Source organism: Streptomyces sp. NPDC052107 (assembly GCF_040680215.1).
In the GTDB taxonomy this organism is placed as follows: Bacteria; Actinomycetota; Actinomycetes; order Streptomycetales; family Streptomycetaceae; genus Streptomyces.
Map to the genome: position 1 here is coordinate 59,437 of NZ_JBFAWG010000032.1, position 21,314 is coordinate 80,750.

Below are 21,314 nucleotides of genomic sequence, written 5' to 3' on the forward strand. Positions count from 1 at the left end.
GCGCCCGGCCCGCCCTGGCCCACCCGGGCAGTCACCGTCTGCCACGCCCTACCCGCGCAGGGAAACCTGAGTAACCTCATAAACATGAGGGACCACCGCCACACCGACGACGGCCCGAACCCCGAGGTCTGGACCGGGCGTGCCACGAACCGGGTTCAGTGGTTGCTGGCGCTGGTCGGCGCGGCCTGCATGGCCCTCGGTATCGAGCTGGCCGTGGACTCGGCGTGGACCTCCGGCATCGCCCCGCTGGTGATGTCCGTCGTGGGCTGCATCGCCGCCGGGCTGCTGGTCCTCTTCGGCACGCTCGCCTTCGTGCACGTCGATCTCAAGCTCGACAAGGAGTGCGTCGAGGTGCGCTGCGGCCACATGGGGCTGCCGCGCCGCCGCATCCCGCTCTCCCATGTGGCCGGAGCCGACTTCACCGCCCTCGTCACCCCCCGTCACTGGGGCGGCTGGGGCTACCGGTGGCGCCCCGAGAAGGGCACGGCCGTGGTCGTACGCCGTGGCGAGGGCGTCGTGCTACGCCTGTGGGACGGCCACACCTTCACGATCACCGTGGACAACGCCGAGTCGGCGGTACGGGTCATCAGGGCCCGGCTGCGGACGATCACTCCGGGTTCGGCCCGCTGAGGCCGCGCGCCGCGCGGACGGCGCGGCCATGACACCGCTCAGAGCCGGGGCCCCGCGCCGTCGCGCGGCCACGGCCGCGCCGTCGCCCATCCGGCCAGCAGCCCGGCGCCCACGGTCACCGTGGTGAAGCTGAGCGCGTTGCTCACCGTGGCGAACACGGCCAGCGCCGTCAGGGCCGCGCCGGCGGTCAGGGCGACCGGGGTGGAGCGAGGAGAGCGCCACAGCGCGTGCAGCACCCAGCAGAACGCGGCCACGAACAGGAGCGCCCCGACGACGCCCTGCTCCGCCGCCAGCTGGAGCAGGGCCGAGTGCGGCTTGACGTCGGTGGACAGCGTCTGCGGAGCCGTGCCGCCCAGCTCGCCGAACCGTCCCGGACCGACGCCGAGCCCCCGGTTCCGGCCCGCCAGATGCAGGGCGTTCTGCCACAGCGCGACCCGGTGCGCGGTCAGCCGGCCTTCGAGCACCCGGGCGAGTCCGCCCGGCAGCACGTCGGCGGCGACGGCCCAGGCCGTTCCGGCCGCCAGCGTCGCCACCACCGCCAGGCCCGCCAGACAGAGGCCCCGGCGGGACACCGAGCCCGCGGCGAGCGAACACAGCAGTACGGCCGCACTCGACACGCACCCTGCCACCGACCCCAGCACGCCACCGGCCAGCACGATCCCGACGGCCAGCAGCCGCAGCACCAGCCTCAGCTCCAGTACCGACGCCGCCCAGGCGGCGCAGCAAGCGGCACCCGTGGCCAGCGCCAGCAGGGCGGCCGTGCCACCGGCGTGACCGAGCGGGGCGGCGTACCGGGGACCCGCGGAGAGACCGGGCAGGGCCACGGCCAGGGTCAGTCCGGCCGCCGCGCCGGCGCACGGAGCGGCCACCGGCAGCAGCGCCCCGGACACCCGTCCGACGGCATGACCGGCGGCCACGGCGAGCACCGCGAGCAGCACGCCCTCGGGCCGCCCGTCATGCGCCGCCGCGGTGATCAGCGACCAGCCGGCGCAGGCGCCCAGCAGGATCATGCCCGCCCCGTCAGAAACGTTTCGTCTGACGTCGACCGCGCCCGCATCCACACCGGCCGCGGACCTCGTCCCCGTCGACCCCACCGCTGCCCCTCGTCCCCGGTCCCACCCCTGCCCCAGGCCACGGCCGGGCACGACACCGGATCCGGCCGCACTGCCGAGGCTGGGCTCACCGTAGCGGCTGATGACCGGTTTGGGCACGAGATGCGGCGAAAGTCGCGGTGGGGGTGGGGGGAAGGATGTGGAGAGGGTGGGGTGGCGGGGGCGGTGCCTGCCGCCGGGACGCGGTGCCCAGCACCACACGGGCGCGCCGGCCGTCGGGAAGGGCGGCGACCAGGGACAACTCTGGCCCGCGGCGCCGGTTCCGGCCCTCGAACCGCGCTGTCGGCGCCCAGGGCAGCCGCCGTACACTCACCCGGGTGACCGTCACCGCAACTTCCGTTGACCAGCCGGACCGGCTCCAGCCGTCCCCCGCGCCCAGCGCGTTCCGCGGCCGCCTGCTCCGTCTGGTCCCGGCCGTCGCCTCCGCGCTCTGCGGAGTGCTGCTCTACGTCAGCTTCCCGCCACGCACCCTGTGGTGGCTGGCGCTGCCCGCCTTCGCCGGGTTCGGCTGGGTTCTGCGCGGCCGTGACTGGAAGGCGGCCCTCGGCCTCGGCTACCTCTTCGGGCTGGGCTTCCTGCTGCCGCTGCTGGTGTGGACCGGTGTGGAGGTCGGTCCCGGTCCCTGGCTGGCCCTCGTCGCCATCGAGGCGATCTTCATCGCGCTGGTGGGCGTCGGTGTCGCCGCCGTCTCCGGGCTGCCGGCCTGGCCGGTGTGGGCGGCCGCGCTCTGGATCGCGGGCGAGGCGGTACGCGCGCGTGTACCCTTCCGGGGCTTCCCGTGGGGCAAGATCGCGTTCGGGCAGGCGGACGGCGTCTTCCTGCCGCTCGCCGCGGTGGGCGGCACGCCCGTGCTGGGCTTCGCGGTCGTGCTGTGCGGATTCGGGCTGTACGAGGCCGGCCGGCTGATCGCCGAGCGGCGCCGGACGCATGCCCTGCGGCGCGGTGCGGCCGCCGCCGCGCTGCTGAGCGTGGCCGTCCCGGTGGCGGGCGCGGTCGCCGCCCGGCCGCTGGTGAGCGACAAGGCCGAGGACGGCACCCGGACCGTCGCGGTCATCCAGGGCAACGTGCCGCGCTCCGGGCTGGAGTTCAGCGCCCAGCGGCGGGCCGTGCTCGACTACCACGTGCGTGAGACGCTCAAGCTCGCCGCCGACATCAAGGCGGGCAGGACCCCGAAGCCCGACTACGTGCTGTGGCCGGAGAACTCCTCCGACATCGACCCCTTCAGCAATCCCGACGCCGCCGCGGTCATCAACGGCGCCGCCAAGGCGGTCGGCGTGCCGATCTCGGTGGGCGCGGTCGTCGAGAGGGACGGCAAGCTGCTCAACGAGCAGATCCTGTGGGACCCGGCCAAGGGGCCCACGCAGACCTACGACAAGCGGCAGATCCAGCCGTTCGGCGAGTACCTCCCGCTGCGCGGGCTCGTCGGCGCGGTCAACAAGAACTGGACCGGCATGGTCCGCCAGGACTTCAGCCGCGGCAGCACCCCGGGCGTGTTCGACATCGACGGCGCCAAGGTGGGCCTCGCCACCTGCTACGAAGCCGCCTTCGACTGGGCCGTGCGGGACACGGTCACCCACGGTGCGGAGATGATCTCCGTGCCGAGCAACAACGCGACCTTCGACCGCAGCGAGATGACCTACCAGCAGCTCGCCATGTCCCGGATCCGCGCCGTCGAGCACAGCCGCACCGTCACCGTGCCGGTGACCAGCGGCGTCAGCGCGATCATCATGCCGGACGGGAAGATCACCCAGCGGACCGGCATGTTCGTGCCCGCCTACCTCGTCCAGAAGGTGCCGCTGCGCACGTCCCAGACCCCCGCGACCGAGCTGGGCATCCTCCCGGAGATCGCTCTGGTGCTGGTCGCCGCCGGCGGTGTCGGCTGGGCGATCGGGTCCGGGCTGCGCCGTCGGCACGCCGGTGGCGCGTAGCCGTACGACCGGCATACGCGCCCTGAAATGGTGCGTACGCCCGCTGAGCCGCCAGGAGGACATGGGTCCGGCCGGTTAGGGTCGGGCCCATGGCTACTCCTGACTTCATCCGCACGCTCCGGGCCTCCGCCGGCCGGCAACTGCTCTGGCTTCCCGGGGTCACCGCGATCGTCTTCGACGACGACGGCAGAGTGCTCCTGGGCCGGCGGGCCGACACCCGCAAGTGGTCGGTGATCGGGGGCATCCCGGAGCCCGGTGAGCAGCCCGCGGCCTGTGCCGTGCGGGAGGTCTTCGAGGAGACGGCGGTGCGCTGCGTGGCCGAGCGGGTCGTCCTCGTCCAGGCCCGGCAGCCGGTCACCTACCCCAACGGTGACCGGTGCCAGTACATGGACATCACGATCCGCTGCCGGGCCGTGGGCGGCGAGGCGCGGGTCAACGACGACGAGTCCCTGGAAGTGGGCTGGTTCACGGTGGACGCGCTGCCCGAGCTCCACGAGTTCGGCCGCTTCCGGATCAAGCAGGCGATGTCGGAGGCACCCACGTGGTTTGACCCTACGACTGTCGGCTGAAGTATGGGTGGCCACCACATGTAGTGACGGGTGGGCTCCGCTTAGGGTCGGCACATGACCTTGTCCAGCCTCCCGTCCGGCCTTAGCCCCCAGCCCCTCGCCCTCGACCTCGGCGGCCGCACCGCCCTCGTCACCGGCGCCGCAAGCGGCATCGGCCGCGCCTGCGCGCTGCGGCTCGCGGCCGCCGGAGCGAAGGTGCGGGCGGTCGACCGGGACGCGGCCGGCCTGGCCGAACTGGCCCAGCAGGCGGAACGGGCCGGTGACCTGCCGGGAACCGTCGAACCGCACATCGTGGACCTCGCCGACCTCGACGCCGCCGAAGGCACCGCCGCCGGCGCCGATGTGCTGGTCAACAACGCGGGCCTGCAACTTGTGCGCCCCATCGAGGAGTTCCCGCCCGAGGTCTTCCACACCGTGCTGACCGTGATGCTGGAGGCACCGTTCCGCCTCATCCGCGGCGCCCTGCCGCACATGTACGCGCAGGCCTGGGGCCGGATCGTCAATGTGTCCTCCGTCCATGGTCTGCGCGCCTCTGCCTTCAAGTCCGCGTATGTGGCCGCCAAACACGGTCTGGAGGGACTGTCGAAGACGGCCGCGCTGGAAGGGGCCGCCCATGGGGTGACCTCGAACTGTGTGAACCCGGCCTATGTGCGCACACCCCTGGTGGAGAAGCAGATCGCGGACCAGGCGCAGGCGCACGGCATCCCCGAGGAGCGCGTACTGTCCGAGGTCCTGCTGAAGGACAGCGCGCTGCAGCGGCTCATCGAACCGGAGGAGGTCGCCGAGGCCGTGGCCTACCTGTGCAGCCCGCAGGCGTCCTTCGTCACCGGCACCTCACTGGTGCTCGACGGCGGGTGGACGGCCCACTGAAGCGCCCGGCGGCGCCGGGCCCGGGAGTTTTCCACAGGCCTGACGGGCCGCCCGGCCGATGCGGAATCCTGTGACCATGTCTCGCGATCACGTTCAGTCGGCACCCAGCGGCAGCGCCGAGGCCGCCTACCTCGAGCTGCTGGCCCGCGACGCCTCCGCGGAGGCGTACGAGCAGCCGGTGCTGCTCGCCCGCGCCGAGGGCGGACCGTCCGACCGGATCGCCGCGCTGGAGAGGGCCAAGCTGCTCGCTCTGCGGGTCCGGGCCGAGCTGGAGGGGCGCCGGCGCCGCGAGGCGGAGCTGTCCGCGCTGTTCGAGACCGCTCACGATCTCGCGGGCCTGCGCGATCTCGACGCCGTCCTGCAGGCCATCGTGCAGCGCGCGCGCTCCCTGCTCGGCACGGACGTCGCCTACCTCACCCTGAACGACCCGGCGCGCGGCGACACCTACATGCGCGTGACGGAGGGCTCGGTCTCCGCCCGCTTCCAGCAGCTGCGTCTCGGCATGGGCGAGGGCCTCGGCGGACTGGTCGCCCAGACGACACGGCCGTACGTCACGGACGACTACTTCAAGGACGCCCGCTTCCAGCACACCCTCACCATCGACGGCGGCGTCCGCGACGAGGGCCTGGTCGCCATCCTCGGCGTCCCCCTCATGCTCGGCCCGCACGTGATCGGCGTCCTCTTCGCCGCCGACCGCAGGGCACGCGTCTTCGAACGCGAGCAGATCGCCCTGCTCGGCTCCTTCGCCGCGCTCGCCGCGGCCGCCATCGACACCGCCAACCTGCTCACCGAGACCCGCGCCGCCCTGGCCGGCCTGGAGCGCGCCAACGAGATCATCCGGGACCGCAGCGCGGTCATCGAGCGCGCCTCCGACGTCCACGACCGGCTCGCCGAACTCGTGCTGCGCGGCGGCGGGGTGCACGACGTGGCCGCCGCCGTCTCCGAAGTCCTCGACGGCACCGTGGAGTTCAGCGAGGCCGACGCGGCACCGGCCGAGGCGCTGGAGGCGTCACGCGCCGAGGGACACGCCGTACGGCACGGCAACGACTGGATCGCCGCGGTCGCCGCGGGCGGCGAACTCCTCGGCGCGCTGGTCCTGCGTGGGCATCCCGGCTTCGACCCCGTCGACCAGCGCACCCTGGAGCGCGCGGCGATGGTCACCTCGCTGCTCCTGCTCGCCCGTCGCTCGGCGGCCGAGGCCGAACAGCGGGTCCGAGGCGAGCTGCTGGACGACCTGCTGGACGCGCGCGACCGGGATCCGCGCCTGCTGCGCGAGCGCGCCGCCCGGCTGCACGCCGACCTGGACGCCACCCATGTCGTCCTCGCCGCACGCCTCGACGGCCCGGCGGCCGACGCCGAAGAGGAGGCCGCGGCCCGCCGTCGCCTGTGGTCGGCCGCCTCCCACCTCGCCGCGACCCGGCAAGGCCTGGCCGCCGCACGCGACGGCGGCACCGTCCTGCTGCTGCCGCTCGCCGCCGGCGACACCGCCACGGACCTGGCCCGGCGCACTGCCCGCCAGCTGGGTACGGCCGTCCACCAACCGGTCACGGTCGGCGCCTCCGCCCCCGTCACCGAGCTCACCACCCGCGCCGAGACCATCGCCACCGCCTACGCCGAGGGCCGCCGCTGCCTGGACGCGCTGCACCTGCTGGGCCGGGCCGGGGACGGCGCGGCGGCCGAGGACTTCGGCTTCCTCGGCCTCCTCCTCGCGGGCGAACGGGACATCGCCGGCTTCGTCGACCGCACCATCGGCACGGTCGTGTCCTACGACGAGCGACGCGGTACGGAACTGCTGCGCACCCTCGACGCGTACTTCGACTGCGCAATGAGCCCGGCCCGGACCAAGGACGTGCTGCACGTCCACGTGAACACGGTCGCCCAACGGCTGGAGCGGGTGGGCCGGCTGCTGGGCGAGGACTGGCAGACCCCGGCCCGCGCCCTGGAGATCCAACTCGCCCTGCGGCTGCACCGGTTGGCGACCCCGGACAGACGCTGACCCCCGCACGGGCGCGCCGTGCGGGGGCCGGGGAGCGGATGTGCGTGCGGAGACGCACGGCGGCCGGGCGGAGCCCCGCACCGGTCGGGCGGAGCCGTGCTGGTCCGATGGAGCCGCGCGCCGGCCGGGGCAGCTGTGCTCCGGTCGGATGGAGCCGCGCTGGTCGGGCGGAATCGTGCCGTTCCGGCGGAGTTGTCGGCCGGGCGGAGCTGCGCTGGTTGGGCGGAGCCGCGCCCGGCCGGGCGGTGTTGCTTCGGGTCAGACCGTGCGTGCCTGCGCGGCCTGGCCGGCAGCGGCGGACTCGCCGTCCTCGGCCTCGACGCGGGCGAGATCCCGGTGCCGCGTCTCGCGGGCCACGCCCACGGCGATCAGGGTCAGCACCGCGGCGGCGATCACGTACAGGGCGATCGGAGTGGAGCTGCCGTAGTCGTCGAGCAGCGCGGTGGCGATGAGCGGGGCCGGCGCGCCGGCCGCCACGGAGGCGAACTGGGCGCCGATGGACGCGCCCGAATACCGCATCCGCGTTGCGAACATCTCGGCGAAGAAGGCGGCCTGGGGCGCGTACATCGCGCCGTGCAGCACGAGCCCGACGGTCACGGCGAGGATCAGGTAGCCGAACGACCCGGTGTCCACGAGCGAGAAGAACGGGAACATCCACAGGCCGACACCGGCCGTGCCGAGCAGGTACACGGGCCGCCGCCCGACCCGGTCGGACAGCGCGCCCCAGGCCGGGATGACGGCGAAGTGCACGGCGGAGCCGATGAGTACGGCGTTGAGCGCGGTCTGCTTGGAGACGCCGGCCGATGTGGTGGCGTAGACGAGGATGAAGGCGGTGATGACGTAGTAGCTGATGTTCTCCGCCATGCGGGCGCCCATCGCCACCAGCACGTCCCGCCAGTGGTTGCGCAGCACGGAGACGAGCGGCAGCTTCTCCGGCTCCTGCGTCCGCCGGGACTCGGCCCGCGCCAGCGCCTCCTTGAACACGGGCGATTCGTCGACGGACAGCCGGATCCACAGACCGACGATCACGAGCACGCCTGAGAGCAGGAACGGAATCCGCCAGCCCCAGGTCCCGAAGGCGTCGTCGGACATCACCGCGGTCAGCAGCGAGAGCACACCGGTGGCGAGCAACTGCCCCGCCGGCGCGCCGGTCTGCGGCCACGAGGCCCAGAAACCGCGCCGCCGCGCGTCCCCGTGCTCCGACACCAGCAGGACGGCACCGCCCCACTCACCGCCGAGCGCGAACCCCTGGACGAGCCGCAGCGTGGTCAGCAGCACGGGTGCGGCGGCCCCGACCGTGGCGTGCGTGGGCAGCAGCCCGATGGCGAACGTCGCCGCGCCCATCATCACCAGGCTCAGCACCAGCAGCTTCTTCCGCCCCAGCCGGTCACCGTAGTGCCCGAACACGAGCGCCCCCAGCGGGCGGGCCGCGAAGCCGACGGCATACGTCAGGAACGACAGCAGCGTCCCGACGAGCGGATCGGAGTCCGGGAAGAACAGCTTGTTGAACACCAGCGCGGCGGCGGAGCCGTAGAGGAAGAAGTCGTACCACTCGATGGTGGTGCCGATGAGGCTGGCGGCGACGATGCGGGGGAGGCTGGCGGGGGGTGGGGGAGCGGTGGTTCCGGAGGCCATGTGCGCCACTTCCTCGTGTGCGGTGGGGGCGGGTACGTGTCGGCACACCGTAGGAAGAGGCAGGTCAGGCGCACATGTGGCGGGGCGACATAGTTCGGGGGTCGGCTATGCGTGCGGCCACCATGCCGGCTCACGGAGGGGCGGTTCAGGGGGCTCGGAAGTGGTCGAAACGGGTGCCGTCCGGGACGCGTAGTTCGGGGTGATTTGACGGTGCGGTGCTGACTCTCGCGTCTAAAACTGACGATCATCGTTGACACCTGGGTCTCCGATCACTACGGAGATCCGCATGCCGACGTCCACGCCCAATCAGGATCGCGTAGGTCTGCTCCACCCTCCACCGTTTCGGCTGCGGAACGAATCCCCCTCTTCTGCGGGTTGCGCTCGACGATCTCGACATCGATACCCAGGCCAGCGCCGTGCGCGACGACCTGGTTCTTGAAGCCTTGGTCGACCAGGGCCTTCTCGACGGTGCCGCCGGTGTGCTCGGCGACCTGGTCCAGCAGGGCGATGCCCGCGGCGTTGTCGTGCGTGCTCGCGGCCAGGACGATGACCGCGATGACCAGGCCCAGCACGTCGACGGCGAGCCCTCGTTTGCGGCCCGGTACCCGTTTGGCCGGGTCCCGGCCGGTCGTGGAGGCGGGGACCCCGGCAGCCGCATGGACGCTTTGCGTGTCCAGGACCACCAGGGTCGGGTCCTCTAACCGACGGGCCCTGTCACGGACCTGGCAGCGCAGGAGTTCGTGGATGACCTGGTCAGAGCCGTCGTCCCGCCACAAGGCGAAGTAGGCGTCGCACTCTTCGGCGGCAGATCGTGCGGAAGGTAGGCCCACTGGCAGCCGGTCCGGCCCTGATAGAGGATCGCGTTCACGATCTCGCATCACGTATGCGCCCTGATGGCCGCTCGCCGACTGGTGCCGGTCCTTCCACGCGGTGATCAACGGCTCGATCAGGGCCCCCTGCTCGTCCGATAGGTCGCTAGGGTTCGGCGTGCGTTCACTCGCCCCGCCACCCCGCCACCCCGCCACCCCGACAGACCGCCGGCCGCAGACCGGCAGACTTCCACCCACGCCCACACTTTCAGGCGACAACAGAACTACTCAAGGACCTACGAACCGCCCAATGATGGTATGCCAGGTCGGTCACGTGAGGTCGTTGGAGCGCCCGATCATACGTCTTGCCTCACATCCCGCCTCAGTTCGTCAGTGCTCTGAAATTCCGCGAACCAGTCCAGCATGTAGCCGTTCGTAACGGCTCCAGCACCGGCGACCTCGGCGACCCGGGCGCCTTGCAGAATCCGTTTGACCGGCACCTCGAGTTTCTTGCCGGTCAGCGTGCGGGGCAGGGCGGGCACTCGCGTGATCACGTCGGGCACGTGGCGTGGAGAAAGCTGCTGTCTTATGGCCGCTGTGATCCGCTCCCGCAGGCCGTCTTCGCTTTCTCCGCAGTCATGGGTCACGACGAAGAGTGGCATGAAGTATCCGCCGTCGGTCTGTTCGACGCCGACGACGAGGCTGTCCGAGATGCCGGGCAGTTGCTCCACCACGGCGTAGATGTCGGCTGAGCCCATCCGCACTCCCATGCGGTTGAGCGTGGAGTCGGACCGGCCGGACACGACGACCGACAGGTCCGTATCCAGGGTCACCCAGTCACCGTGCCGCCAGACGCCTGGGTAGGTGTCGAAGTAGCTGGCCCTGTAGCGTGCGTCACCGGGGTCGTCGACGAAGCGCAGTGGCATGGACGGCAGTGGGGCGGTCACCACCAACTCCCCCTGCTGGCCGGTCAAAGGCCGTCCTGTCTCGTCCCACGCGGCCAGCGCCACACCGAGCGCCGGGCACTGAATGCGGCCTGCGCGCACCGGGAGGAGTGGGGAGCCGCCCGCGAGCACGGAGCAGACGTCGGTTCCGCCGCAGATCGACTGCAGCCACACGCCGGGGGTGAGCCGGTCGTGGACCCACCGCCAGGTGCTCGATGCCATGGCCGACCCTGTCTGCAGGACCGAGCGCACGGCACCGAGCTCGAGGTCAGCTGCCGGATGCAGGCCCGACTTCTCCACGGCCGCGAGATAGGCCGCGCCCACCCCGACCAGCGTCGCCCCGGTGCGTTTGGCGACCCGCCAGGCGCCGGCGGCGTCGGGAAAGGTGGGGCTGCCGTCGTAGAGGACGATCGTGCTGCCGTGCAGCAGGCCGGCGACCAGGAAGTTCCACACCATCCAGCTGGTGGAGGTGACGAACAGGTACCGGTCCTCGGGGCGCAGGTCCACACCGAGCCCGAGCGCCTTCAGCAGTTCCACCACGATGCCGCCGTGGCTCTGCACGATGCCCTTCGGGACGCCGGTGGTCCCCGACGACCAGAGGATCCAGAGTGGGTGGTCGAAGGGTACGTCGGCGAAGACCGGTGCCTGGTCGGTGGACGGCAGCGTGGACCATGCGTGCACGGTGACATCGGATCGTACGGACCATGCGTCCGTCTGTGGCGGGAAGAGGTTGTCGACGGTGAGGAGGTGGCGGACGGTCGGCAGCCCGTCCAGGAGTTCGGTGAGCGTGGTCCGTTTGTCGTGTTCCTTGCCCCCGTAGCGGTAGCCGTCCGCGGCGACGAGGACCGTCGGCCGGGCCTGCCTCAGCCGGGCGAGCACGCTGGGCGTGCCGAAGTCGGGTGAGCAGGCCGTCCACACGGCACCGATGGCCGCGGTGGCCAGCAGTGCCACCACCGTCTGCGGCAGGTTGGTGAGGTATCCGGCGACGCAGTCACCGGGCTTCACACCCATACGCCGGAGGGCGGCCGACACGGCGGCGACCTCGCGCCGGAGCTGCGCCCACGACGTCTCCACGGGCTCCCCGCCCTCGGTCACGCTCACCAGTGCCGGACGCATGTCGGTGGCCTGGGCGAGGGACCGTTCGGCGAAGTTCAGCCGGGCGCCGGTGAACCAGCGGGCGCCCGGCATGGTGGCGTCGCCCAGCACCTCGTCGTACCCGGTGACGGCGTCCAGCCCGTAGTACTCCCACACCGCCGACCAGAAGTCCGCCAGATCGGTGGAGCTCCACCGCCACAACTCGGCGTAGTCGGCGAAGCTCAGACCGCGGGTCTCCTCCAGCCATTCCATGAACACCGCGACGTTGGAGTCCTCCAGTTCGCGGCGCCCCGGTGTCCACAGCAGTTCGGTGTCCGGCCTCATGGGTGCCCTCCGGTGGGCGTCGCCCCGAGCGGCGCGCCGGAGTTGTCGGTCTCCAGCATGCGGATCAGTTCTTCGGCCTGGGGCCATTCGCCGTATCCCGACGCCGGGTTGAGGTGGCCGACGGCGCCGAGTTGCACGAGCTGACTGCCCCAGCTCAGGGCCAGTTCGGCGACGCGTTCGGGTGCGCCCAGCGGGTCGTCGGCGCTGGCGGCGACGATGCTGGGGAAGGGCAGCGGCGCGCGGGGCACGGGGGTCCAGCCGTGCTTCGCCAGTTCGGCGCGGGTGGGGTAGCCGTCCGGCAGCGGTGTCTCGAGGTCCGCCGGTGTGGCGAGCAGCGCGCCGCGCACGTCGGCTCGGTGGCGGCGGGCCCAGTGCACCGTGGTGATGGCGCCGGCGCTGTGGGCGACCAGCAGGACCGGCCCGTCCAGGGGCGCCAGTGTCGCAGTCAGGTTGCCGACTTGGGCGTCCAGGCTGAGTCGTTGCCCGGCCACCGGGGCAACGGTGCGGACGGCCCGTCCTGCCCCGGCGAGACGTTGCGCCAGCACGGTCTGCCAGTGGTCCGCGACATGGTCGCGCAGACCGGGGACGATGACCACGGTGGGTTCCACGGAGGCACTCATGAGGGGATCTCCGAGGGGTGCTTGGGCTCCGCCTTCGTGGTGAGGCCGGCGAGGCGGAGGAGGTCGCGTTCGTACCAGTGCCTGCCGACCAGGAAGGCCAGTGTGGCCCCGACCGCGACCAGGGGCACGATGCGCAGGGCTCCCAGCAGGCCGAAGCGGTCTGCCAGCGCGCCCGTGATCGCGGGGCCGGGGGCCAGCCCGAGCAGGCTGTTGGCCAAGGTGAGGGTGGCGAACGCGGTCGCCGCGACGGAGGCGGGGGTCAGGTTCGCCACCATGGCCGCCGCGGGCCCGGCGGAGCCGGCGGACAGCAGGCAACCGGCGGCCAGGGCGAGCAACTGAGCTGGCCCGGTGGGCAGTTGGAAGGCAAGGGTCAGCAGGAGGAGCGCGCCGAGGCTGCAGCCGACCGCGACGGCCCACTTGCGGATGGGGGCGGTGGAGCTGATGCGGTCGGAGGCCACGCCCCCGAAGATCATCCCCAGGCCGATGATCAGGGCGAAGCCGCCGGCCGCCTCGCCCGCCTTGGCCGGGGCCATGTGGTAGTAGCGGTTGAAGAAGCTGGGCAGCCAGGACAACAGCGCGCCGGCGATGAACAGTTGCAGTCCGCTGCCGACATAGGCGCTGATGACCGAGACGGACGAGAAGAGGCGGGGCAGGTGAGCGCGCAGCCGGCCGCGTGCCTCCGCGCCGTCCTCGCCACCGGAGGGGCGTCCGCGTGGCGCCAGTCTGCTCTCCTTGACCACGACCGCGTACACGGCGGCAAGGATCAGGCCGAAGAGCCCCATCGCGGCGAACGCCCAGCGCCAGCCCGCTGCCTGGGCCACGGCGCCGCCGACGGCCACGCCCAGCACGGACCCGAAGGCGCCGCCGGCGATGAAGGCACCGGAGAGGGTGGCCCGCAGGGTGACCGGGAAGATGCTGAGGACCACGGCGATGCCCACACTGCCGTACGCCGCCTCGCCGATGCCGACGAAGAGACGGCCGACGAACATCTCGCCGTAACTCGCCGATACTGCGCACCCCAGGGTGGCCAGGCTCCACATCGTGGCGGCCAGCAGCAGACTCCGGACCCTCCCCCACCGGTCGGCCATGAGGGACATGGGGAAGGTGAGCACGCCGACCGCCAGGGCCACGATGCCGCTGAGCGAGCCCAGGGCGGCGTCGGACAGCAGCCATTCGGCCTTCAGCATCGGGAAGACGGCGTTGAGGACCTGGCGGGACATGTAGTCGGACAGCAGCAGGCCGAAGCCGAGTGCGAAGACCGTCCAGGCATAGCCTTTGGACACGGGCCACTCCGACGCGGACGCTGTCGGGGCCGTGGACTGCGCAGTGGTGTGAAACTCCATTGTCATCACCTCGACTGCTTGAAGGGGAAGGTCAGAACGGTCTGTCGCCGACGATTCCGGCGCGCTCCATCTTGCGGACGGCGGGCCAGTAGTCCTGGACGGCGTAGTGCTGGGTGGAGCGGTTGTCCCAGATGGCCACGCTGCCCGGGCTCCACCGCCAGCGCACCTGGTACTCGGGGATCGCTGCCTGGCTGATCAGATAGGTGAGCAGGTGGCTCGCGCCGGGCGCGTAGTCCTGGCCGAAACGCACGTTCTCGGGCGTGTGGTAGTTGACGAAGTGCGTCGCGAACGCGTTGACGAAAAGGATCTTCTCGCCCGTCTCGGGGTGGGTGCGCACGACGGGGTGTTCGGCGTCCGGGAACCGTTCCTTCAGCGCGTGGCGCTGTTCCTCGGGCATGACGGCGCCGAAGGTGGCCTCGATGCTGTGCCGGGCGCGCAGCCCGTCGATCCGGATCTTGATGTGCTCGGGGAGCCGACGGTAAGCCTCGACCATGTTCACCCAGATCGTGTCGCCGCCGACCGGAGGCGATTCGACGCAGCGCAGTACGGCACCCATCGACGGGTTCACCCGCCAGGTGCCGTCCGTGTGCAGGGCGTTCTCGTAGTGTTCCGGCGGGCTGTCCAGCTCCTTGTAGATCCGGACCAGTCCGGGGTGGTCCGGGTCGCTGCCGGCGACGGGGTGGTCCTCCAGTGCGCCGAAGCGCGAAGCGAACGCGACGTGGTCGGCACGCGAGATGTCCTGGTCCCGGAGGAAGAGGACCCTGTGCTTCAGCAGCAGGTTCTTGATCTCGGCGAAGAGGTCGTCGTCACGGGCCGCGTCGGCCAGGTTCACGCCGCTGAGTTCGGCTCCGATGGTGCAGGTCAGCGGCTCGGCCTCGACAGTGGTTCGGCGCACGAGCGCCGGGGCCTGCCGCGAGGACGAGAGGGTGTCTGGCATGGGTGCTCACTCCCTGGGGTGGAAAGGGGTGCGCCGTCTCACAGGACGAAGACGGAGGACCCGGTGGTCCGGCCGGCTTCCAGGTCGCGGTGCGCCCGCTCCGCGTCCTCGAGGGCGTAGCGCTGATTGATTTCGATCTTGATGCGCCCGGCGGCGACGTGCTCGAACAGCTCGCCGGCCAGCGCGGCGCGCTCGGCGGGGTCGGCGATGTAGTCGGCCAGGGCTGGGCGGGTGACGAACAGCGAGCCTTGGACGGCGAGTTGCATCGCGTCGATCGGCGGCACGGGGCCAGAGGCTGTGCCGAAGCACACGAGGAGCCCGCGGCGCGCCAGTGAGGCCAGAGAGCCCGCGAAGGTGTCCTTGCCCACGCTGTCGAACGCGACCGGGACGCCCGCGCCGCCGGTCAGCTCGCGGACCCGGTCGGCCACGTTCTCGTCCCGGTAGCGGATGACGTGCTCGCATCCGTGTGCCCGGGCGACGTCAGCCTTCTCCTCGCTGGACACCGTTCCGATCACACGGATGCCGAGCAGTGCGGCCCACTGGCTCACGATCAGGCCCACTCCGCCCGCCGCAGCGTGCAGTAGCACGGTGTCGCCGGGCTTCAGCGGATGGATCCTGCGCAGCAGATAGGCCGCGGTCAGGCCACGCATGGTCATCGCGGCCGCCGTCTCGCAGCTGATCTCGGGGGGCAGCTTGATCAGGTGCGAGGCGGGCATGACCCGCTCCGTGCTGTAGGCACCGAGCGGACTTCCGGTGTACGTCACCCGGTCGCCCTCGGCAACGCCGGTGACGCCTTCGCCCACCGCCTCCACCACACCAGCGGCCTCGACGCCGATGCCGTCGGGCAGGCGCACCGGGTAGAGCCCGCTGCGGAAGTACGTGTCGGCGAAGTTGAGGCCGACGGCCTCGTGCCGGATACGCACCTCGCCAGGGCCGGGAACGCCGACGGCGACCTCCTCCCACTTCAGGACGTCGGGACCACCGGTTTCGTAGAAGCGGACGGCGTGTGCCACAGAGTGCTCCGAAGGATTCGCGCGGATGGGTGTTGCCTGCGTGCGGGACCGGCCCTACACGCCGGGCAGGGATCAGGCCGTGGCGTCGCGCAGCATGAAGCCGCGCTGTCCCGGGCGGCGGTTGGGCACCATGCCGAGCCGGGCGAGGGTCTCATCGGCATCCGCGTAGTACTCGCCGATCTTGTAGATCCGCTTGGCGTCGGCACCGGTGGCGATCTCACGGCCGAGCGCCTCGGAGACCCTCACCATCTGCTCGACCTGGGCCACGGAGGACATCCGCTCGCCCTTGGCACGCCAGAGGTTGTCCTCGTTGCCGACGCGCACGTGCTGGCCGAGGGCGATGGCGACGGCGTTCATCGGGGCCACGGCGCGCATGGAGCTCTCGATGGTCAGGACGGCGCCGTCCGGAACACGGCGGATGAACTCGATCAGGTCGGCGGGGTGCCGGCCGGCGAAACCGCCGCCGATGGCCACGTAGTTGAGGATCAGCGGTCCGGTGTAGATGCCCGCGCGGATCAGCCGCTCCACGGTCTCCAGCTGGGCCAGGTGGGCGAGCTGGAAGTGCGGCTGAATGCCATTGGCGTGCAGGCGCTTGAGGTGCTCCAGGTAGAACTCCGGACCGGCCTCGACGACCATGTCGCGGTAGGCCCGGTAGTAGTCCGGCTTCGCGATCGACGTGCCCTGTAGGTCGTCGTCGTTCATGATCTCGACGATGTTCATCTGGCTGGTGTTGATCGCGATCGTCACCTGGTCCGGCGCGGGCGTGAGGTCGGCCAGCAGGTGGCGGGTGTCGTAGGCGAGCCACTTGGCGTCGCCGCCCTCGCCCTCGGGGGCGAAGGAGATCGACCCGCCGATCTGGAGCACCATGTCCGGCACGGCCTCGCGAAGCCGCCCGAGCAGTTCGTTGAACATGGACATCCGCTTGGAGCCCTTGCCGTCGAGCTCGCGGACGTGGATGTGGAGTACCGTCGCGCCGGCGTTGTAGCAGTCGACGGCCGCCTGTACGTGCTCGTCCATGGTCAGGGGCAGGTCGTCCGCGTCCCCGGGAAGCCACTCGGGGCCGTACGGCGCGGCCTGGATCACCAGCTTCTCCTGGTTCTCCGGGAAGAGTGAGTCGTCGTGGAAATGCACGGGGCTTCTCCTTGGCGTAGGGGTGATCGCGTCGCAGAGCAGGCGGCGGACGCGACGAGGGCCTGCGACGGCGGGCGTCGGGGCCGACGGCCGCAACTGGCCCGGTTACGGGCCGTGATCCGGAGGGAGTGCCCTCAGGGGAGCTGCAGAGCGCTCCCTCCGGAGGCCGACCGCCTGCGCGGTGGTGCCAAGGTAGGGCGGGCGGCACGCGCCCGCTTTGCCTGTGGTGACAGGTGACTTGTCAATCGGGGACACACGGCTGGGCGGATCGGTGCCACTATCGGAGCGCGTCCCGCGGGCTCAGCTCCCGCCGGGCACTGAAGGGCCGCCTCGGCTCTTGCGCCATTCGCGCGGACCGCTGCCGAAGTGTTCGTGGAACCAGCGGGAGAACGCGCTCAGCGACGAGAACCCCAGCAGCGTGGACACCTCGGTCAGGGAACGGTTGGGGTTGGCGACGAACTGCTCCGCCAGCGCCGTGCGGGTCGAATGGAGCAGTGAGGAGAACGTCTCGCCGGAGCGGGCCAGATGGCGGTGAACGGTGCGCCGGTCGACGCCGAGGCTGCGTGCGATCTGCTCGATGGAGCAGCGCCCTGTCGGCAGCAGCGCCTCGATGAGATCGCGCACCCGGTCCACCTCGGATGCTTCCCTGGGGGCCGCGATGGGCTCGAAGTACTGCCGGGTGTAGCTGCGCAGCTGGGCGTCGGCCATGGCGTTGGGGGCGTCCAGGTCCTCGGCGTAGAAGACGATGCCGTTGAAGTCGCGGTCGAACTCCACCGAGGGCCCGAACAGGCGGCGGTGGCCTGCGGTGTGCCGGGGCGCCGGGTGGGCGAAGCAGACCGCCGAGGGGCGCCAGTGCGGGCCGAGGAAGCCGCTCAGTACGCGGTGGAACGCTCCCACGGCGAGTTCGGTGCCCTGCCGGGCCGGCTGCGGTTCGCCGAGCCGGAGATCCACCTTGAGCGTGGCCACCCCGTTGCCTTCCGAGAGCCGTGCGTGCAGGACCTCGTTGTAGGTGTGCTGGTGGCGGATCAGCAGGGCCAAGGCACTGCGGACATCGGGCTCTTCACGGACCAGCAGGCTGATGGGGCCGAGGTTGGAAAAGCGCCGCCGCTCGGTCAGCAGCAGACCGAAGTCCTCACGCCCGGCCGCGGCGGCCGACAGCTCCAGCAGCCTGACCACCGCCGTGCCGGAGATCCACCGGTCCTGCACGGCCAGGTCCGCGGTGTCCAGGCCGACGCCCTTCATCAGAGCGCGGGGATCGAGGCCGAGGGATCGGCTCAGCTCCACGTAGCCGTTCAGCGCGGCGGTGCGGGCAAGGGGCCTCATGGGCACGCTCCAGGGGCAATGAGTCCCCAGAAGTTAAGTTCCTCGTCCCCGCACGTCAAGCACGCCGGGCGAGTGATTCGTAGCATCCCCGTTCAACGTGGTCCGTGCGGCGGTGCGGCCGCCGTGCCGCACCGCCGCCGCACCGCTGGAAAAAACTGCCCGGCACACCAGACCTCGCGGAGGCGACCATGGCCAAAGTCCCACGCACGCCGACGGTGCCCACCGAACCGTTCACAGGCCCCGCCCTGTGGTACGGACCCGACCTGGCGGGCCGTGACGACTGGGTTCTGAGTCTGTCCGCCGAGGACCGTGACGAATTGCGTACGGCGCTGCACACCGCCCGCGCTCGCGCCGCCACCCTGCTGCGGATGACCATCGCCGACTTCCCGCTGCCCAGGCTCGCAGCCGAGCTGAATCGCACGGCGAGAACACTGTCCGAGGGACGGGGCTTCCTTCTGATCAAGGGCGTCCCGGAGGATCTGCTCGGAGAGGCCGAAGCGAGCACCGTGCTGCGCGGCATCGGCCAGTACCTCGGCAGACCCGTCCCGCAGACCGCCGACGGCCACACGCTCTGCCACATCCGGGACGCCGGCCCGACGCAGGACGACCCGGCACCGCCTGCGTGCCCGACCTCGGCCGCGGTGCCGTTCCACACCTCCGAGTCCGACCTGCTCGGCCTGCTGTGCCTGCGGCCGGCCCGCTCAGGCGGCCGTACGCTGCTCGCCAGTGCCGCTGCCGTGCACAACGCCGTGCTCGAAACCCGCCCGGATCTCGCCGCGCGCCTCTACCGCCCCCACCCCTTCGGCCGCCAGGATGGGCAGGCGCCCGGCGACGGGTCGTATCTGGCCTCCCCGCTTGTCACCTGGCACGGCGACCGACCCAGCATGCGGTACGACCGCGTCCGCCTGGACATCGGTGCACGCGCAGCCCGGGGCGGTGGCCCGGACGACGCCCGCGCTGCCGACAAGGAGCTGTACGACCTCGTCGACGCGACAGCAGCCTCGCCCGCCGTCCAGCTGGAACTGGATCTCCAGCCCGGTGATCTGCTGCTGCTCGACAATCACGTGGTGCTGCACGCCCGCTCGGCGTACGAGGACTTCGACGCCCTGGAGCGGAAACGCCACCTGCTTCGCCTGTGGCTGGCCCGCCACGGCGAGGCCGACCAGGCAGCCAGAGCACACTTCCCCCCGACGGCACGCGCTGGAGTCATTCCACGCGACGTCATCCACCCCCGTAGCCTGCGCACGGCCCGCCCGGGCTGCGGCTGTCCGTCGCTGCGCGCCCACTGAGACGAATCGAGGACACCACGGTCATGACCAATCTCGCCACGCTCCTGGTGAACTCCGCGGCTGTCCACGACGCGCACATCGCCGTGCGACACGACGACACCGCCCTGACGTACGAGCAGCTGGACGGGGCGAGTGCCCGGCTCGCCGGTGTTCTGCGGGACCGGGGTGTCCGGCCGGGCGACGTGGTCACGATGACCATGCCCAATGTGCCGCTCTTCCCGGTCGTGTACTACGGCATCCTGCGGGCGGGTGGCGTGGTCGTTCCGATGAATCCGCTGCTCAAGGCGCGTGAGGCAGCCTTCGTGCTGCGCGACTCCGGGGCCCGGCCGGCGCTGGCCCATCCGATGTGCGCCGAGGAGGTTGGCCCGCTGAGCAGGACCCCTGCCAGCGCCCCCAGGACGGCGGTCTGGTCGTCGAACGCGAGCCCGATCGCGGCCAGCGTGGGGCCTGCGTTGCGTATCGAGGCGACGCTGCCCATGGTGGTGCGGCGCACCGTCGGGCCCGTGGCCAGCAAGGTACCGACGCCGAATGCGGCGGCTGCGAGCAGGAACCCGGCGAGCAGGGAGAGGGAGCCGAAGAGGTCCACGACCGCTCGCCAGTTGCCGAGCAGCATGCCGGCCAGCATGATCAGGAAGGTGATGTTGGAGACCGCGGCTGCCATGGGGTGCCATGACTGGGCCGTGGGCGTGGCGTAGTGGCGCATGAGCAGGCCGATGGCGAACGGTACGAGTTGGAGCAGGGCCACGGTGCGGACCAACGCTCCGACGTCGAGGGTCACGTTGGTGCCGATGTCGGCGGCGGTGAGGAGGCCGTTGACCGTGGGTGCGAAGGTGAGGCTGCCGATGGAGGCGAGGAGTACCTGCATCGCCGCGCCCGCGACGACATCGCCGTTCTGCACCATGGCCAGTTTCGCGCCGAAGGGGTCGCCCGGGGAGGAGGCGAGCAGAACGAGAGCGACGAGCGAGGCGGTCGGAAGGCCAAGCAGTGCGCCGATGCCCCAGCCGAGCAGCGGGATGATCACCATGTTGGCGACCAGCGCCAGCAGGAGCAGCGGGACGTTGGTGAAGACGCCCCGCAGTGCGGGAATGGTGGCCCTCAACCCGGCCGCGAACATCGTGGCCGCGATGAAGATGACGGTCACGGCGTTGAAGCACCAGGTGCAGTGTGTCCATCGGCCTTCCCCTCCGGAAAGCGGAGAACTCCGGGCGTTGCCACTGCCCGTGTCGCCGCTTGTCAGTCCTGAAGGCCGCCGAGCCAGCGCAGGGCGCTCAGGCCCGGCAGGAAGCAGTACTCACCGCCTCGGGTGACGACGAACCGGGGCAGTGAGGCAAGGCGTCGTCGCACCGGCCGCCGGGGAATGGTGAAACCGGCCGAGCCGTCCTGGGAGCCGGTGACGGGGTCCTTGCTGCCGTCTCCGCCGAAGAAGACGCTGTCGTTCAGCCACTCGGACTGAACGAACTCGAACTGCCGCCCCAGATGCGCGCCGATGAACGCGAACATCAGGCCGCGATCCAGGCCGTCGTCGTCCAGCGCCCCGTCCGGCAGTGGTGGTCCGTAGACGGCTCCGCGTCTGATCATGCGGTGTAGGCGCACCTCCCCCGCCACGGCGGCGTCGCGGGGGTTGGCCCGGCGGATGTGGCAGCCGCCGGGAGTGTGGAAACCGGTCGGGTCGTCCCGCTGGTACAGGAAGGTGTTGCGCCGCTGCGGGTCGGCACCGAGCGCTGGATCGTCGTGCTGGGGGGCGAG

Annotated in this window: 16 protein-coding genes and 3 pseudogenes; 7 read left to right on the forward strand and 12 right to left on the reverse strand. The window is 71.4% G+C overall.

What is annotated here, in order from left to right:
- Positions 1-84: 84 nt before the first annotated feature.
- Positions 85-630: a hypothetical protein gene (locus AB0M27_RS28315; RefSeq protein WP_365725418.1), complete on the forward strand. Its 546-nt coding sequence runs from the start codon at positions 85-87 to the stop codon at positions 628-630.
- Between the two features lie 38 nt (positions 631-668).
- Here the strand turns inward: AB0M27_RS28315 and AB0M27_RS28320 are convergent, their stop codons facing one another.
- Complete coding sequence (locus tag AB0M27_RS28320; RefSeq protein WP_365725420.1) at positions 669-1,640, reverse strand: O-antigen ligase family protein; 972 nt, start codon at positions 1,638-1,640, stop codon at positions 669-671.
- Between the two features lie 419 nt (positions 1,641-2,059).
- On the opposite strand from AB0M27_RS28320, the gene lnt reads away from it, so the two are divergent.
- The 4 genes from lnt (at position 2,060) to AB0M27_RS28340 (ending at position 7,105) form a co-directional block, all read left to right on the forward strand.
- Complete coding sequence (gene lnt, locus AB0M27_RS28325) at positions 2,060-3,670, forward strand: apolipoprotein N-acyltransferase (RefSeq protein ID WP_365725422.1); 1,611 nt, start codon at positions 2,060-2,062, stop codon at positions 3,668-3,670.
- Positions 3,671-3,759: 89 nt separating this feature from the next.
- Complete coding sequence (locus AB0M27_RS28330) at positions 3,760-4,239, forward strand: NUDIX domain-containing protein (protein ID WP_365725423.1); 480 nt, start codon at positions 3,760-3,762, stop codon at positions 4,237-4,239.
- A gap of 54 nt (positions 4,240-4,293) precedes the next feature.
- Entirely contained in the window at positions 4,294-5,109 is an 816-nt protein-coding gene (locus AB0M27_RS28335) for a 3-hydroxybutyrate dehydrogenase (protein WP_365725425.1), read from the forward strand.
- A 76-nt stretch (positions 5,110-5,185) separates the two neighbouring features.
- Positions 5,186-7,105, forward strand: coding sequence for a GAF domain-containing protein (locus AB0M27_RS28340; protein WP_365725427.1), 1,920 nt, complete (start codon positions 5,186-5,188; stop codon positions 7,103-7,105).
- A gap of 258 nt (positions 7,106-7,363) precedes the next feature.
- Here AB0M27_RS28340 and AB0M27_RS28345 read toward each other — a convergent pair whose 3' ends face one another.
- The 9 genes and pseudogenes from AB0M27_RS28345 to AB0M27_RS28385 all read right to left on the reverse strand — a co-directional run bounded on the left by AB0M27_RS28345 (position 7,364) and on the right by AB0M27_RS28385 (position 18,279).
- Positions 7,364-8,740: an MFS transporter gene (locus AB0M27_RS28345; protein WP_365725429.1), complete on the reverse strand. Its 1,377-nt coding sequence runs from the start codon at positions 8,738-8,740 to the stop codon at positions 7,364-7,366.
- A 304-nt stretch (positions 8,741-9,044) separates the two neighbouring features.
- Positions 9,045-9,765 (reverse strand): annotated as a pseudogene (locus tag AB0M27_RS28350) (IS5 family transposase); the annotation flags it as partial.
- 140 nt (positions 9,766-9,905) lie between these two features.
- Positions 9,906-11,912, reverse strand: a complete 2,007-nt coding sequence (locus AB0M27_RS28355; RefSeq protein ID WP_365725431.1) for an acetoacetate--CoA ligase — start codon at positions 11,910-11,912, stop codon at positions 9,906-9,908.
- On the reverse strand, positions 11,909-12,532 hold the full coding sequence (locus AB0M27_RS28360) for an alpha/beta fold hydrolase (protein ID WP_365725434.1): 624 nt from the start codon (positions 12,530-12,532) through the stop codon (positions 11,909-11,911). The genes AB0M27_RS28355 and AB0M27_RS28360 overlap by 4 nt, the downstream gene beginning before the upstream one ends.
- Positions 12,529-13,815, reverse strand: coding sequence for an MFS transporter (locus AB0M27_RS28365; protein WP_365725436.1), 1,287 nt, complete (start codon positions 13,813-13,815; stop codon positions 12,529-12,531). The genes AB0M27_RS28360 and AB0M27_RS28365 overlap by 4 nt, the downstream gene beginning before the upstream one ends.
- 91 nt (positions 13,816-13,906) lie before the next feature.
- The gene (locus AB0M27_RS28370) at positions 13,907-14,812 is read right to left on the reverse strand and encodes a TauD/TfdA family dioxygenase (RefSeq protein ID WP_365725438.1); all 906 of its coding nucleotides are present in this window, start codon (positions 14,810-14,812) and stop codon (positions 13,907-13,909) included.
- Between the two features lie 38 nt (positions 14,813-14,850).
- The gene (locus tag AB0M27_RS28375; protein ID WP_365725443.1) at positions 14,851-15,825 is read right to left on the reverse strand and encodes a quinone oxidoreductase; all 975 of its coding nucleotides are present in this window, start codon (positions 15,823-15,825) and stop codon (positions 14,851-14,853) included.
- A 72-nt stretch (positions 15,826-15,897) separates the two neighbouring features.
- Complete coding sequence (locus tag AB0M27_RS28380) at positions 15,898-16,956, reverse strand: 3-keto-5-aminohexanoate cleavage protein (protein WP_365725445.1); 1,059 nt, start codon at positions 16,954-16,956, stop codon at positions 15,898-15,900.
- Between the two features lie 300 nt (positions 16,957-17,256).
- The gene (locus AB0M27_RS28385) at positions 17,257-18,279 is read right to left on the reverse strand and encodes an AraC family transcriptional regulator (RefSeq protein WP_365725448.1); all 1,023 of its coding nucleotides are present in this window, start codon (positions 18,277-18,279) and stop codon (positions 17,257-17,259) included.
- Positions 18,280-18,467: 188 nt separating this feature from the next.
- Here AB0M27_RS28385 and AB0M27_RS28390 point away from each other — a divergent pair, with 188 nt between their 5' ends.
- Positions 18,468-19,568, forward strand: coding sequence for a TauD/TfdA family dioxygenase (locus AB0M27_RS28390; protein WP_365725450.1), 1,101 nt, complete (start codon positions 18,468-18,470; stop codon positions 19,566-19,568).
- 23 nt (positions 19,569-19,591) lie between these two features.
- On the forward strand, positions 19,592-20,263 hold the full coding sequence (locus AB0M27_RS28395) for an AMP-binding protein (RefSeq protein ID WP_365725459.1): 672 nt from the start codon (positions 19,592-19,594) through the stop codon (positions 20,261-20,263).
- Here AB0M27_RS28395 and AB0M27_RS28400 read toward each other — a convergent pair.
- Together AB0M27_RS28400 and AB0M27_RS28405 are read right to left on the reverse strand one after the other, a co-directional pair.
- Positions 20,170-20,709: pseudogene (locus AB0M27_RS28400) on the reverse strand (hypothetical protein); the annotation flags it as partial. The gene AB0M27_RS28395 and the pseudogene AB0M27_RS28400 overlap by 94 nt on opposite strands.
- A 92-nt stretch (positions 20,710-20,801) precedes the next feature.
- A pseudogene (locus AB0M27_RS28405) lies at positions 20,802-21,314 on the reverse strand (peroxidase); the annotation flags it as partial.